General features: G+C 44.3%; 15 protein-coding genes, 3 tRNA genes and 1 riboswitch. Of the genes, 15 read left to right on the top strand and 3 right to left on the bottom strand.

The window, feature by feature from the left end:
- Positions 1-13: 13 nt before the first annotated feature.
- Positions 14-790 carry a hydroxyacylglutathione hydrolase gene (gene gloB, locus CXF86_RS07195; RefSeq protein WP_102038676.1) on the bottom strand — a complete coding sequence of 259 codons (777 nt, stop codon included), beginning with the start codon at positions 788-790 and terminating at the stop codon, positions 14-16.
- A 107-nt stretch (positions 791-897) separates the two neighbouring features.
- Here gloB and CXF86_RS07190 point away from each other — a divergent pair, with 107 nt between their 5' ends.
- Together CXF86_RS07190 and CXF86_RS07185 are read left to right on the top strand one after the other, a co-directional pair.
- A complete protein-coding gene (locus CXF86_RS07190; protein WP_101091866.1) occupies positions 898-1,632 on the top strand; it encodes a class I SAM-dependent methyltransferase in 735 nt (244 codons plus the stop codon).
- Positions 1,633-1,648: 16 nt separating this feature from the next.
- Positions 1,649-2,545: a LysR substrate-binding domain-containing protein gene (locus CXF86_RS07185; RefSeq protein WP_102038675.1), complete on the top strand. Its 897-nt coding sequence runs from the start codon at positions 1,649-1,651 to the stop codon at positions 2,543-2,545.
- Between the two features lie 20 nt (positions 2,546-2,565).
- Here CXF86_RS07185 and rnhA read toward each other — a convergent pair whose 3' ends face one another.
- Positions 2,566-3,045, bottom strand: coding sequence for a ribonuclease HI (gene rnhA / locus CXF86_RS07180; RefSeq protein WP_101091868.1), 480 nt, complete (start codon positions 3,043-3,045; stop codon positions 2,566-2,568).
- 72 nt (positions 3,046-3,117) lie between these two features.
- On the opposite strand from rnhA, the gene dnaQ reads away from it, so the two are divergent.
- The 12 genes from dnaQ (at position 3,118) to thiE (ending at position 12,054) form a co-directional block, all read left to right on the top strand.
- Positions 3,118-3,846 carry a DNA polymerase III subunit epsilon gene (gene dnaQ / locus CXF86_RS07175; RefSeq protein WP_101091869.1) on the top strand — a complete coding sequence of 243 codons (729 nt, stop codon included), beginning with the start codon at positions 3,118-3,120 and terminating at the stop codon, positions 3,844-3,846.
- A gap of 10 nt (positions 3,847-3,856) precedes the next feature.
- The gene (locus CXF86_RS07170; RefSeq protein WP_101091870.1) at positions 3,857-5,173 is read left to right on the top strand and encodes a TIGR03503 family protein; all 1,317 of its coding nucleotides are present in this window, start codon (positions 3,857-3,859) and stop codon (positions 5,171-5,173) included.
- Between the two features lie 132 nt (positions 5,174-5,305).
- A tRNA-Asp gene (locus CXF86_RS07165) sits at positions 5,306-5,382 on the top strand.
- Between the two features lie 85 nt (positions 5,383-5,467).
- Positions 5,468-5,544, top strand: a tRNA-Asp gene (locus tag CXF86_RS07160).
- An 82-nt stretch (positions 5,545-5,626) separates the two neighbouring features.
- Positions 5,627-5,703, top strand: a tRNA-Asp gene (locus CXF86_RS07155).
- Between the two features lie 509 nt (positions 5,704-6,212).
- A riboswitch (TPP riboswitch) is annotated at positions 6,213-6,309 on the top strand.
- A gap of 99 nt (positions 6,310-6,408) precedes the next feature.
- Entirely contained in the window at positions 6,409-7,266 is an 858-nt protein-coding gene (gene thiD / locus CXF86_RS07150) for a bifunctional hydroxymethylpyrimidine kinase/phosphomethylpyrimidine kinase (protein ID WP_102038674.1), read from the top strand.
- The gene (locus CXF86_RS07145; RefSeq protein WP_102038673.1) at positions 7,266-8,033 is read left to right on the top strand and encodes an ABC transporter ATP-binding protein; all 768 of its coding nucleotides are present in this window, start codon (positions 7,266-7,268) and stop codon (positions 8,031-8,033) included. The genes thiD and CXF86_RS07145 overlap by 1 nt, the downstream gene beginning before the upstream one ends.
- On the top strand, positions 8,026-8,877 hold the full coding sequence (locus CXF86_RS07140) for an ABC transporter permease (RefSeq protein WP_102038672.1): 852 nt from the start codon (positions 8,026-8,028) through the stop codon (positions 8,875-8,877). Before CXF86_RS07145 ends, CXF86_RS07140 begins: the two co-directional genes overlap by 8 nt.
- Before the next feature lie 26 nt (positions 8,878-8,903).
- On the top strand, positions 8,904-9,851 hold the full coding sequence (locus CXF86_RS07135) for an ABC transporter substrate-binding protein (RefSeq protein WP_101091873.1): 948 nt from the start codon (positions 8,904-8,906) through the stop codon (positions 9,849-9,851).
- Positions 9,852-9,884: 33 nt separating this feature from the next.
- The gene (tenA, locus tag CXF86_RS07130; protein WP_102038671.1) at positions 9,885-10,547 is read left to right on the top strand and encodes a thiaminase II; all 663 of its coding nucleotides are present in this window, start codon (positions 9,885-9,887) and stop codon (positions 10,545-10,547) included.
- 33 nt (positions 10,548-10,580) lie between these two features.
- Positions 10,581-11,384: a hydroxyethylthiazole kinase gene (thiM, locus tag CXF86_RS07125; protein WP_102038670.1), complete on the top strand. Its 804-nt coding sequence runs from the start codon at positions 10,581-10,583 to the stop codon at positions 11,382-11,384.
- Positions 11,385-11,394: 10 nt separating this feature from the next.
- The gene (gene thiE / locus CXF86_RS07120; protein ID WP_101091876.1) at positions 11,395-12,054 is read left to right on the top strand and encodes a thiamine phosphate synthase; all 660 of its coding nucleotides are present in this window, start codon (positions 11,395-11,397) and stop codon (positions 12,052-12,054) included.
- A 247-nt stretch (positions 12,055-12,301) separates the two neighbouring features.
- On the opposite strand, the gene CXF86_RS07115 is transcribed toward thiE, so the two are convergent.
- Positions 12,302-13,279 (bottom strand): zinc-dependent alcohol dehydrogenase family protein, encoded by a 978-nt coding sequence (locus CXF86_RS07115; RefSeq protein ID WP_102038669.1) that lies wholly within the window; start codon positions 13,277-13,279, stop codon positions 12,302-12,304.
- Between the two features lie 684 nt (positions 13,280-13,963).
- Here CXF86_RS07115 and CXF86_RS07105 point away from each other — a divergent pair.
- Complete coding sequence (locus CXF86_RS07105) at positions 13,964-14,968, top strand: DUF4382 domain-containing protein (protein ID WP_102038668.1); 1,005 nt, start codon at positions 13,964-13,966, stop codon at positions 14,966-14,968.
- Positions 14,969-15,045: the final 77 nt, after the last annotated feature.

Here is a 15,045-nt window from a genome sequence, read left to right as displayed (position 1 = left end):
GATAGAGTATTTTTTAGAAATTGTCTTTCCATTGGCGCAGAAGTGCAAAGCTTTTCACATTATCGATTATAGGTTGTTGGAATTTATCAGCTAAAGAATTGCGTATTTCTTCGGTATGGCTGCGTAAAAATGGGTTTATCGCTTTTTCTAGGGCGATAGATGACGGTAACGTCGGGGTGTTAGTTGCTCTCAACTGTTGTGCTTGCTCGGTGTATTGTCGCAGCTGTTCATTGCTGGGGTCGACGGCATTGGCAAAGGCGAGGTTAGCGAGGGTGTACTCGTGAGTACAACAAACTTTGGTGCTATCGACGATATTACTTAACTGCGTTAGCGAGGCTAACATTTGCTCCGGCGAGCCCTCGAACAAGCGGCCACAACCAGCACTGAATAAAGTATCACCGCAAAATAAGACATCTTCAATCAAATAAGCAACATGGCCTAAGGTGTGCCCTGGTACTTCAATGACCTCTGCGTTTAGCTCAATATTGTGTAGCTGCAGGTTTTTAGTCGCACTAACGGGCTGATTCACACCTTCAATATTCTCCTTCAAAGGTCCATAAACAGGGGTGTTACTGCCATAATGACTAAGGAGTTTAGCAATACCACCGGTATGATCATGGTGGTGATGCGTTATCAGTACACCCAGTAAAGGCATCTGGGCCTGATCAAGAAAATCGATAACGACATTAGCATCACCGGGATCAACGACATAGGCACCGTGGATATGAGCAACTTGCAGTGCCCAGATATAATTGTCATCAAAAGCGGGTAATGGAGTGACTGTTAACATAGTAAATCCCGATAATTTGAGCGTTAAAACAAGTTTACTTATCAAAGCTATTGCTTGTATACCGCTTTCGTCATTAAAGTAGAGCTTCAGCCGATCAGGAGATTGCTTTGACTCATACAGGTATTCCGCTAAAACCTTATCATTGGTCAGAATTACCAAACGGTGCCGTGATACGTGAAAGTATAGAAGAGGCGTTGTTTCCATGGTGGCCGAGGGTGTTTGGCTATTATATGCTAAGCCTAGGGCCGCTCAGTGCCAAGCTGGATAAAACCGGTGTCGGCGTTAGTTGCCAGTATTCGCTTTTTGATGAACCTGAAGCCGATATTGTGGCTGATTATAGTCAATTGCCCATTCAAAATGCGTGTGTCGATGCTGTGGTGATGAACTTTCTTCTTGAGTTTGAGGCAGATCCATATCGGTTACTTCGCGAAGTCGACCGAGTCCTCATTTCGGGCGGCTATTTGATTATTGTTGGGTTTAATCCGTTAAGTTCAATGTTCTTGGGTAAAGTGCTACCAAAGCATCAACAAGAGATCCCCTGGAATGGCCGCTTTTTCATGCCTTCTCGCGTTAAAGATTGGCTTGGTCTTCTAGGTTATCAAGTGGTTGCCGACGAGCGACTCCTGCACCATCACCTGTTAAATGAAGTTAAAAGTGACAGTATTTGGTCTCATGCTTTAAAATCCTGGTTACCGAGTACCGGCAGCCTTTATGTTTTGGTAGCAAGAAAGCTAGAAACACCGCTCACTCCAATGAGATCAAAGCGAAAAGTTAAGCAACCCAATTGGTCGACAGCACCGAGTGCGGGTCGAACAGGCCATACTTCTCAATCAACCAAATGAATGGTTAAGACTATTAATGCGTATTACTTTGAAACAACTCGCTATTTTTGAAGCTGTAGCCCGCAGTGGCCAAGTGGCTAAAGCGGCTGAAATCGTTAACTTGTCCTCTCCCGCAGCATCAATGGCACTATCAGAGCTAGAGAAGCAACTGGATACTCGACTGTTTGAGCGGATTGGTAATCGACTGCAACTAAACTCACAAGGCAGTATGCTACTGCCACTGGCAACCGATGCGCTACACAAAATAGATCAGATAGAAAATGCATTTTCTCCTGCAGGCACTGAGTTAGGCGGTGACCTTAATGTCAGTGCTAGTTCAACCATTGGCAACTATTTATTAGCAAAAAGTGCAGTGGCTTTTTGTCTGCAGCATACCAACACAATGGTTAACGTTGATATTGATAATACCCAAGCGGTGATTAATGCGGTGCTCGAATTTAGAAGTGAAATGGGCTTTATTGAAGGGCAGTGTCTCGATAGCCGTATTACCGTTGAAGCTTGGCATAAAGACCGTTTATTGATTTTTTGCCAGCCAGAGCATCCTCTGGCGGGGAAAACAGTGAGCCCGCATGAATTAGCCAGTCAGTCTTGGGTGATGAGAGAAGAGGGCTCAGGCACCCGTGATTGTTTTGTCAATGCAGCCAACATGCTTGATATGCAGCCACAAGAAAAGTTTAGGTTCTCAACGCCTGATGCAATTAAACAAGCCGTGAATCAGGGGGCGGGGCTTGGTGTGCTCTCAGAGTTAACCCTTGAAAAAGAGATCAGCCGTAAAGAGCTCGCTGTTATCCATGTCGATGGGCTGTTGCTTGAGCGAAAATTTTATCGGATCCATCATAAAAGCCGGAAATTCAGCGCAATTGGCAGCGCGTTCACCACTTTTTGCCAAGATTTTTTAAACATTGATAGTTAGTTTTTATAACTGAGTCGCCGTTAAGCTTGTTGTGCTAAGTAGCCACTGTCTTCTTGAGTTGGTTTTTTCTCAGCAGCTTCACGGGCTAAGTCATCACAACGTTCATTTTCGATATGGCCAGCATGCCCTTTAACCCAACGCCAGTCGATTTTGTGCAATTGCGACACCGTATCGAGACGTTGCCACAAATCGACATTCTTTACCGGTTGCTTGGCTGAAGTGACCCACCCATTGCGTTTCCAGCCATGGATCCACTGTGTGATCCCTTGGCGCATATATTGGCTATCGCTCGTTAGGATCACTTGGCAGGGGACTTTTAATGCTTCTAATGCCACAATAGGCGCGAGCATCTCCATGCGGTTGTTCGTTGTTAGCGCAAAACCATCGGCGAGTTCGTTGGTCTGCTTTTTATACTTCATTACAATGCCGTAGCCGCCAGGTCCAGGGTTGCCTAAGCAAGAACCGTCGGTAAAGATAGAGATCTGTTTCAGTCCAGTCATCAAGTTGGTACCATAGCTAAAGTGCTGGGCGAGTATACCCAAAAAATTTAACTGAGAAATGCATTAATTCACATGAATATTATTTCAAGCGCTAAACGTCAGATTATTCTTGATACCGAAACGACAGGTATGAACCAATCCAGTGGTGCCATTCATCTTGGTCACCGAATTATTGAAATTGGTTGTGTTGAAGTCATTAACCGCAAGTTAACGGGTCGACATTACCACGAGTATATTAATCCGTTACAGCCTATCGACCCAGAGGCCATTGAGGTTCACGGGATCACCAATGAGTTTGTGGCGGATAAACCCAAATTTCATCAAATAGCCAAAAGCTTTATTGAGTTTATTGATGGTGCTGAAATTGTGGCCCATAACGCCAGCTTTGACGTTAGCTTTATGGACCATGAGTTTTCGATGTTACAGCCTGTTGGGCCTAAAACCGCAAATATCTGTCAAATTCTCGATTCACTTGCGATAGCAAAGCACCTGCATCCAGGTCAGAAGAATAACCTGGATATTCTGTGTAAGCGTTATGGCATTGATAACTCACGTCGCGATCTCCATGGCGCATTGCTCGATGCTGAGATCTTAGCTGACGTTTACCTCATCATGACTGGTGGGCAAACAAACTTTAACCTATCGAGTGAGAAAGCAGGGCAAGAAGGCGGAGGTATAAATAAACTGCCTAGAGACCGCGCAATACTTAAAGTGATCAGCGCAACGGCCGATGAACTAACTAGACATGAAGAGCGACTCGATTTAGTTGCTAAATCTGGACAGTGTATTTGGCGAGGATAGACCTCATTCTATGATTAAACGCGTAACAACTTGTGTGGTGATGGCATATTTGGGGCTAATGATAACTCATTGTGCCGTCGCCGAAGTGATGCTTTCATCGCAGGCATCAGAGTTAAAAAATCGATTTAGAATTGACCATATGGTCGACAGTGTCACGCTACTTATCCATCGTGAATACGGCAGCTCACCGGTTATTATCGTGCAACCTGACGGCAGTAAATGGTATATCAGTCGTCATCCTGAGCATGTTAAATGGATGGATGGCCTAACTGGCGACATGATCACTATCAAAGACCCAATGCCAGGCCCCTGGCAGTTAATCGGTAAGGTGGTTGAAGGTTCTGTCATCGATAAAGTGTCAGTGCTGTCCATTGATGTAGATCCGATCCCACAGCCGCTGTACCAAGGCGAGCGCTTAAAACTCACCGCCCGCTTGATAGGTGACGAGCAAAAGGTACGCCTACCCGGGTTAGATTACTTAATGAGCTGGACGGCAAAATTTATCAGTGATAATAATCCAGCCGATGAAAACTTTGCAGCCGGTAGCGTTATCGTGGGGACCTATCGCGATAATGGCGAGTCATTAGACGAGCGACCCGATGACGGTGTATTCACCAGTAAACTGAATCTAAACCAGGCTTGGGGCAGCTACACACTGCAAGTGATGGCTAAAAATGCGGTGCTTGAACGTAAGTATTCTGAGCCCTTTAGGTTGTCAACTCGACCCATTGCTGTCGATATTGTTGCCCCACAAAACCTCGATTCAGGTGAGTGGGATCTGCGGATCAATGTAGATGAAAATGAACTGGTTTTGGCTGAGACTCATGTTGAAGCTGAAATCGTAGGGCCTGCGGGAATGCGTCTTCAAGTCACGGTTTCCGAGATAAATAGCCCCGAGACCTTGTATAGCCTACGCAAGGTGAATGACTTTGGCAGCTATAGAATAAAGCTCACGGCGGTCAGCACCACCCAAAACGGCCGAGAGATCTACTTGACGTTACCGGAACTGTTTTTTAATTTTATTAAACCGCCAGAACCACCACCGTCAGCTGAAGAACTCGCCGCTAAAGCAGATCTCCAAGCTCAAAAAGCTGAAAGCACAGCAAAAGAAGAAGCGGTGTTTTGGCTGATAACCGTGAATACGGTGTTGTTTATTTTAGGCATATTGGTTTTGTTGTTTGTTCGTAAACGCAGTAACTTAAAGAAAGCACTCGCTGCGACGCAGGCGAGAATGGATAAAGAAAGTCAGCAACAGAAAATGACATTAGCGTTGGACGAGATTGATTTATCGATGCCTGAAGATTTCGATGATCCAAAAGCTGGATAATTAACCACCGCGACAGCCGTTGCAAAGCGTTGAATATCGGGATTGGTCATTTTTTAGCTGGTTAGTCATGGTTGACGCAAAAAATGATTGACTGAGTTTGGCAGTCTACGTATTATTCATCGCACTTGATGTGGAGCGGTAGTTCAGTTGGTTAGAATACCGGCCTGTCACGCCGGGGGTCGCGAGTTCGAGTCTCGTCCGCTCCGCCAATCAAGTGCTAAATTTAAAGCTATTTGTTAGTGACATAATGAATAGAATAAAAGCTAATCTTTAGTTAGTTTTTATAAGAGTTTAGGAGTGGTAGTTCAGTTGGTTAGAATACCGGCCTGTCACGCCGGGGGTCGCGAGTTCGAGTCTCGTCCACTCCGCCAATTTAGTGTCAAGTTTCAAACTATTTATTAGTGACATAATAAATAGTATAAAGGCTAATTTAGTTAGTTTTTATAAGAGTTAGGAGTGGTAGTTCAGTTGGTTAGAATACCGGCCTGTCACGCCGGGGGTCGCGAGTTCGAGTCTCGTCCACTCCGCCAGCATAAAGACGAAAGCCTCATCGAAAGATGAGGCTTTTTTCGTTTATAGCCGCTTCGTACACCCATCAGGCATTTGCACTAACTCACATTCCCCAATGCTGGTAAGAGCCGTTACTGATTCATAATATATTCAGTTTAACTAATCCGATATTTTCTTATGTAATACCCGTTGCATTAAAAGTTTGAGCATTCAGCGGGAATTAAAACCCTATAGGCAAGATGGGGAGATTGAAGCTAATCGTTATTCTCGGCTCTGGCATCCTCGGTAATTGCTCCTGCATTATTCTACCTTCGTCCATTCTTGGACTCGTACCTCCTAAATCTGGCCGCCAAGGGTGGGAATGTCTTATTTGGCATGGCAAGTTGACGAAGCGTCAAAGCTTTCTTAACTGCGCAGAAATATTGTTTAATTAGTATCCAAATCGAATGCATAAGATGATAATTAGTTAACTCAGTTAGCATTCTCATCAAAAAGCATGCTCTTTACAAATCGATTAATGATAGTGTGTGGTGATTAGTCGGGGAGCCAATAGGCTGAGATCATAAAATGAACCCGTTGAACCTGATTCAGTTAATACTGACGTAGGGAACTAATGGTCATTTGAGGCGTTCTTCCTGATCCGTTTCTTTTGCTGAGATAGCACCTTTTGGCGCATTTATTCTCACACGACTGTTTTTTCCTGACTGTTAGTTAGGGAAATAAATATGTCTTCATTAGTCACCACAGCATCTTTAACTCCATTCGTTACGACTCCTATTGTATTGACCATTGCCGGTTCAGACAGCGGTGGTGGTGCCGGTATTCAAGCCGACATTAAAGCCATTTCAGCGACTGGCTGTTATGCATGCTCTGTTATTACGGCATTAACGGCACAAAATACACAAGCGGTTACGGGTATTTACCCGATCAATGCAGAGTTTGTCGAGCAACAACTTGATGCCGTATTTTCGGATCTCAATGTGATTGCCGTAAAAATTGGCATGTTAAGTGATTCAAATATCATTCGTTCTGTCGCTAAAAAAATTAAACAGTACACCCCTAAATATCTCGTAGTTGATCCCGTCATGGTCGCAACCAGCGGTGATCTTCTTCTCCACTCCTCTGCCATTGATAGCCTTAAATCGGAACTGCTCCCTCTGGCTGATGTCATTACCCCTAATTTGCCAGAAGCCGCTGCGCTAATTGGCTGCTCAGTCCCCAAAAACGAAGATGAAATGATTGCTATGATCGACGAACTTCGTCAATTAGGCGCTAAATCTGTTTTGCTAAAGGGTGGCCACCTAGAAACCGATGACAACAGCACTGATTTACTGATCCTTGCCGACAATGTTGAGCGTTTATCAACGGAGCGGATTAAAACTCGCAATACACACGGAACAGGTTGCACCTTATCTTCTGCAATCGCCTCTTACTTAGCTCAAGGGCATGAATTATCAGCGGCGGTAAAACGGGGCAAATACTACATTACTCAAGCGATTGCCCATGCTGATGAGTTGAATATTGGACAAGGACATGGGCCCGTGAATCACTTTTTTGTCTTAAACACTCAAGGGCAGTCGTAATGAAGCTAGAGCCATGTAATAACAGCCTCGGTGCAGTTATCTCAAATGGCACTTTGCAATACAAAGACAGCGCAGCGGCCATTATGTCGGGTTTAAACATGTCCATCGCTGCAGGAAAGTGGACGGCGATATTGGGTAAAAGTGGTTGTGGTAAAACTTCAATTTTGCGTTATATGGCAGGTTTATTGACAGATAAAGTGATGTGGTCGGGTGACATTCACATTGATGGGGGAGAATGCTTAGAAGGCAACATTGCTTACATGGCGCAACAAGATCTATTGATGCCGTGGTTAAACGTACTTGATAACGTCTGTTTTGCTCACAAATTTTCGGTGAACACTCAATTTAATGCCAATCAAGCCCGCGCGATTGAATTGCTAGAGCGTGTTGGATTAAAAGGGCATGAACAGAGTATGCCCGTGCAACTGTCTGGAGGAATGCGTCAGCGTGTGGCGTTAGCAAGAACGTTAATGCAAGACAAGCCGATGGTATTAATGGATGAGCCCTTTTCTGCGTTAGATGCGGTTACTCGCCATCGACTGCAAGCGCTTGCAGTCCAAGTCTTGGCGGGTAAAACCGTATTACTCATCACGCATGATCCGCAAGAAGCACTTAGATTAAGTGATGCGATTTATATCATGCAAGGTCAACCAGCCTCAGCGGTGCTTTTACCGGTGCCAAACTCAACCATTCCACGAAAATTTGATGCGGAGCTAGCGATTCTTCAGCAACAGATCATTGATACGTTGGAGGTTGACTATGTCTAAGCTACTTTCAATCAATCATGAGCACTCCGACAACCACATTGCATCTCAAACGATTGTGTTACAAACGGAGAGGGCAGAGCCAAAAGCGTTACCGAAAAGCGCTAAATCGATAGGAAGAATCATCGTCAGTGCTGCTGTAATACTGGCGATATGGCAGTTTGTTATTATGATTTTCGCGTTGCCCAGTTTCATTTTTCCGAGTCCGATAGCGGTGTTTGAAAAACTAATACAGCGTTACGATGTGTTGTTATTCCATTCATGGATCACCGCGCAAGAGATTATTCTTGGTCTTGGTTTGGGCCTTTCTATGGGGTTATTGTTTGCACTCCAAATGCTGCTGTTTGACCCACTTCGACGTTGGTTATTGCCTATTTTAATTGCGAGCCAAGCCATTCCTGTATTTGCTATCGCCCCGATTTTAATGCTGTGGTTAGGTTACGGCATTGCGTCAAAAATCGTGATGGCGGCGCTGATTATCTTCTTTCCGGTGACAACTTGTTGTTACGACGGTTTACGTAATACTCCAACCGGTTACCTCGATTTAGCGCACACCATGGGCGCATCAAAATGGCAGTTACTTAAACACGTTCGCTTGCCTGCTGCCTTACCTTCATTAGCGTCTGGGATCCGTGTTGCAGTGGTCGTTGCGCCTATTGGTGCCGTGGTGGGGGAGTGGGTAGGATCAAGTGAAGGGCTTGGTTATTTAATGCTGCAAGCTAATGCTCGAATGATGATTGATGAAATGTTTGCCGCCTTATTCATTCTTGCTGCTTTATCCGTCAGCCTTTATTTTCTCACTGATGTACTGATTCAAAAACTCATACCGTGGCAACACGATAAATAGATTGATAGCGTAAGGGATTTAAACAAATGAAAAAGATCATGATTAAAGGAGCGATGGCTGTGCTTATTGCAAGTTACTCCTTGATGGCGAGTGCTGAAGATAAAGCGATGACATTAATGTTGGATTGGTTTGTAAATCCAAATCATGGCCCTGTGGTGATTGCTCAACAAAAAGGCTATTTCAAAGAAGAAGGCTTGAACATTACCATTCAAGAGCCTGCGGATCCCAGTATGCCAGCCAAATTGGTGGCCGCTAATAATGTCGATTTAGCGATATCCTATCAAACCAGTTTAACCATCGATGTGGCTGCAGGATTGCCACTGATCCGCTCTGCGACACTGATTGCGACACCACTCAATACCTTAATGGTGCTTGATAATGGAAACATTAACTCACTGGCTGATTTAAAAGGTAAGAAAGTCGGGATCTCGATTGCGGGTAACGAAGAAGCGACCATTGGCACCATGTTAAAAACAGAGGGTGTGGATTTCTCTGAGATAAAAATCATCAATGTTGGATGGGCGCTATCGTCATCATTAGCGTCGGGTAAAGTTGATGCGATTTGGGGAGGATTACGTAATTTTGAAACCAATCAATTAGCGTTAGAAGGCTATAAAGCAAAATCCTTTTTTCCTGAAGAGCATGGAGTACCATCGTATGATGAACTGGTTTTTGTGGCGAATGCAAAAACCTATGATGCCGAAGCTTTAAAGAAGTTTAATCATGCAATTGAAAAGGCAACACAATTTATTGTGAATCACCCAGAAGAAGCATGGAGAACCTTCGTTTCTTACGCGCCAGATACCTTGAATAATGAATTAAATAAGCGAGCATGGAACGATACGTTAACGCGCTTTGCTTTGCGTCCTGCCGCCGTTGATTTACAACGCTATGATCGTTTTTCTGCATTCATGTATCAACATAAGATCATTAAAACGCTGCCTAAAGCACAAGATTTTGTACCCGTTTTGTAAACAACTTCCCCCTTTTTAATGTTAGAGACAAATATGAATCATCAAGACCTAATTCAAGCGTGTCAAAGTGAATGGAATGAATATACTGAGCACTATTTTGTGAAGGCATTAGCGGTCGGCGAGTTAGCTCATTCGTCTTTCTTACATTATTTAAAACAAGATTTTTTGTTTTTAAAGCAATATGCCCGAGCGTATGCCTTGGCGATTTACAAAGCGAGAACCTTAGCTGAAATGCGGATGGCATTACCGAGCGTGCAAGCGTTATTGGACTCAGAAATAGCCCATCACTTAACGTATTGTGCTGAATGGGCCATTTCAGAGCCTGAGATGGAAGCGGAACCCGAAGCCTTTGGTACGGTGGCGTATACGCGCTTTGTATTGGATACGGGAATGTCCGGTGATGTGATTGATTTATATGCCGCGCTAGCGCCATGTTCAAAGGGATATGCTGTTATTGGCGCGCAATTATTAGCAAGTGAATCCACGATATTTGAGGGTAACCCCTACGTTAATTGGATCAAGATGTACGGTGGAGAAGAGTTCCAATCTGGTGTTCAAAAAAGCATGACACAATTGGATGAGCTGCTGGCTGATATTGATATAAACAGCCAACGAGGCCAGCGTTTATGTCATATTTTTAAAACCGCCACTCGAATGGAAGTCGCATTTTGGCAACAAGGTCTCGACGGCGCCTAAATGGGCACACCAAATACAAAATAGGAAAGCATCATGACAGTTATGAATACGCAAAAAATTATTGCAGCATTAGCGACACTGCGTGAGACAAAACCATTGGTGGTGAATATCACAAACTACGTTGTGATGAACAATACTGCGAATGCCTTATTAGCGTTAGGTGCATCCCCCATCATGGCGCATAGCCAACAAGAAATGGCAGAGATGATGAGTTTCTCCGGTGCCTTAGTGATTAACATTGGTACGTTAGACAGTGTTTGGACGCCACGAATGCATTTTGCCGTCGAGCAAGCCAATGCCAATAATAAAGTGGTGGTACTTGATCCTGTTGGCTGTGGTGCGAGTCAACTTCGTACGCAAACGGCTCGCCACATTGCTGATGCCGCGAATAAGCTGATCATTCGTGGTAATGCGTCTGAAATTATCGCATTAGCGGGTGAAAACGCGCAAAGCAAAGGGGTTGATGCATTAGACAGCAGTGATTCCGCATTAGGTGCTGCGCGGTATGTGGCGCAAGAGTATCGGTGTAACGTCGTTATTTCTGGTGAAACCGACTATGTGGTTACCCTTGATACGCAGTATCAATTGAATAATGGTCACGCGATGATGCCTTTTGTGACTGGAATGGGCTGTACGCATACGGCATTAACAGGGGCTTTCGCTGCGATTGGTGATGATACTGGCGTAGCAGCAACGGCGATTTTAGGGGTGGCGGGTGAAATAGCGGCAGAGAAATCAGCAGGTCCAGGTAGTTTACAAATGAACCTGCTGGATGCACTTTATCTATTAGATGAAGAAACACTGACTCGTCGTTTAAAATTAACCGTGAATGCATAGGCAACACTGTATGAATAACCCTTATAAACTGTATTTAGTGACCGATGATCAGCAAGACATTGATACGTTATGCCAAGTTGTCTCTGAGGCGGTAAAAGGTGGCGTTACTATGGTGCAAATACGTGAAAAGCACGGCAATGTACGCGCGTTTATTGAAAGAGCGGCTGCGGTCAAACAGGTATTGCAAGGCAGTGGTGTGCCATTGATTATTAATGATCGAGTCGATGTAGCATTGGCGGTTCAGGCCGATGGGGTGCACTTGGGGCAATCGGATATGCCTGCCATTGTTGCTCGTGAGCTGATTGGCGCTGATATGATATTGGGCTTGTCTGTTGAAAATGAAGCACAGTTACATGAAGCACAAAATTTACCTGTTGATTACCTTGGGATCAGTGCTGTTTTTTCGACGCCAACGAAGACAAATATCATTAAAGAGTGGGGCATTGAAGGCTTAGCAAATGCGGTAAAAGAGAGTCGATTGCCTCTGGTTGCCATTGGAGGAATAAATGACGCTAACATTAGACAGATAGCGACTACCCAGGTTGATGGGATTGCGCTGGTATCAGCCATTTGTCATGCCGTCTCTCCTAAACAAGCAAGCCAAGTATTGTTAGGCTTGATGGCAGCAGAAAATGATGAGTTTATTGTTCGCGATTATGACTCACCATGATTAATGAGCAGCCTAGAATAACGCTCTCATAATGATGGGATCAATAAACCCATAATGTACAGCAGATTGATAAGGTCACTGGCGTGGTATTTCAAGCTGTGACTGCGTGAATCCTAGTCTAATCTTTTTAGACACAAGCCTGTTATAAAAAGAGCTGGTTATAAATATACAGAAATATAAAAGCCCCACAGCTTCTATTATCTAGAGATTGTGAGGCTTTTTGGTGTTTAGAATCTTTACATTATAATTACGCTGTTAGGGTGATTTTACCTACCGCTTTACCTGATCCTAGGTGATCATGTGCTTGTGCTACTTCCCAGATAGAAAAATTGCTGTTATCAATGATTGGCGTGATCTTACCTGCATCAACCAGTGCTGCAATTTCAGTTAAGATACGGCCGTGTGATCCATGGTTAATGCCGTGACATAGTGGGATCAACATTAATACACTGTGGAATGATAAGCTTTTAAGGGCCACTTGCAGTACGTTTTCAATGGGTAAAATTGTTGTTACGTGACCATAGAATTTTGCTGCTTCAAATGACTTTTGGATATTTTCGCCAGCTACCGTATCAAAGATCTTATCAAAACCTTTGCCGCCAGTGTGTGCTTGCACATAGTCAGCCACTGTTTCTGCTGTGAAATCAACTAGGTTATCTGCACCGACTGTTTTCGCTAGTTCAGCAGTCGCTGGTGAATGAGTTGATGTCACCGTGGCGCCCAGTACTTTTGCAAGCTGCACTGCGATGTGACCGACGCCACCCGTTGCACCATGAATAAGTACTTTATCGCCAGCTTGTACGTTCATTTTGTGTACAAGTGCTTCGTATGATGTGATCGCAACGAGGGGTAATGCCGCCGCTTGTTTCATGGTTAGTGTTTTTGGCTTTTGCGCCATTAAACGTGCATCTACTAACATAAACTCTGCTAGTGCACCATCAACACCGTTAATCCCGCCTGCCATACCGTAAACTTCGTCACCAATTTTGAAGTTTGCTACATCTTCACTTACTTCAACAACGATACCAGCAACATCACCGTGTAATACTTCGGGTAAGTTTGCAGACCAAGGCAGTTCAATTGAACGTAGCATAGTATCAAGTGGGTTTACGCTGGTTGCTTTTACTTCAACAACCATGTGGCCTGATTTTAATGTTGGTTTTGCTTTTTCTACTAATTGAAAAACGTCGCTTGAACCGATTTCTTTAATGATCATTGCTTTCATGGTTGCTGCCTTTTAATAGAATAGTATGGGACTTGCTTAACAAGATGGGGCTATTCTATGTTTTGTTCAATGAACCAACCATAACCCGTGAGGCAAACCACTTTTGCTTTCTAGGCAAAAATAGGATTTAACAAGCAAAGAAGCATAGCGATGTACATGGCAATGGTCATCGAAAGACGCTGGGTTTATCACTCGTTGCATATGACTGCTGACAAAGGATCAGCTTGTTATTAGGCTCACAGGGTGAGTGGCGGAGCACAGTTTTAGTGCAAAGACCAACGCTACCATGAGGGTATGAATGATGCTCGCTGTTGCTAATATTGTCCACAATCCACCGACTTACCAGCAGTAGATAAAAATAAAGTCATCGGCACCGTCGCCGGAATAAACCTCAGCAGATATATAGTGGGTTGGTAAATTTATCATTCTGCAACGGGTGTTTTTGTTTGCTTTGTAATACCGACGCTGAGTAAATACGCTGTAAAAGTGGTTTTTCATTCTTTTTATATGACCAGTACATATACTGGTATGTATTAAAATTCTTTATTTTCAAGTGACTGCATTCAACTTCGTATACCCGTACACTGCATATTGATCTGTATCATATTCGCGGTTAAAAAATCAGCATTTATACCACTAAAGGGCTATGCTTGGGGAAAATTATAGGTTCAATAATGGGGCGTTATGACTATTTGTAAAACAGTGTTGGTGTTGTCCTCGGTTTTTTGGCTTGGGGCTTGTGGCAGTGATGGTGATAGCACTGTCACTGCACCGGAATTGCCCACGGGTAAATTCTCTTTAGCCATTTCTGATTCACCTATGGCTGGGGTTTCCCATGTGGGTATGGTCATGGGGGAACTGGTCATGACAGACGCCTCTGGCGTTATCCATAGGCATGACTTACAGAATATGGCATTTAATCTACTTGATTTTCAGGGGATTGATAGCCATCTTATGGTCGATAGCATCGACTTGCCCTCAGGACAATACCATGATGCTTATGTCACCATTCATCAGGGTGATGGTAATCAGGGCTGCTATGTTGAAGATGGTCAGGGGCGCCACGGTTTGCATGTTGAAAATGGACAGCTGCCCATTTCAGATGTTGAGATTGTTGTTGGGCAGCATCTTGCCATCACCATGGAAATTGATTTGTATCGTGGCCTGTCTCAGGAGCAGGGACAATACAATTTAAGCCATGAAGCCATGTGGTCCATCGATAATAGTCATATGGGCCACTTGTTGGGTGAGGTAGACCCCCAATGGATTGCTGATTGTGAGACGGATTACGCCGATCTGACCCCAGCGGGAGGCCAATTTAACCATTTGGCCTACTTGTACCCAGAACAGGTAACCAATATAAACCAAATGGCGGATATGGGAACCAATCCGCCAGCGAGTTTCACCGCCCCTACAGCGGTAAGTCCTATGATGCAGGACATCGACGGTAACTGGCACTTTTCCATGGGCTACTTGCCAGCCGGAAACTATCGGGTTGGCTACAGCTGTTTAGGCCATTTAGATGACCCAATCGCCGATGATATCAGCAGTGGTTCGTTTGTAATGTTTAAAGATTCTGGTTCAATTACCATAGAGACTGGAACACAGGGCGGCCAGCAGACGGTACATGAGTGCGGTAATGGTAATGGTGGCCATCACGGTGGCATGCACGGCGGTATGGGCGGCTAGCGATGATGAGTCAGGCTCTGATTCACTTTTGGAGCCTGGAACACAAAGTGACAATTAGTTTTCTCTGTAACAGGCTA

Origin of the sequence: Shewanella sp. GutCb, from assembly GCF_002836135.1 — a bacterium.
GTDB lineage: Bacteria > Pseudomonadota > Gammaproteobacteria > Enterobacterales > Shewanellaceae > Shewanella.
The sequence above is the reverse complement of the archived record's forward strand: the minus strand, read 5'-3'. Positions and strand labels throughout refer to the sequence as shown.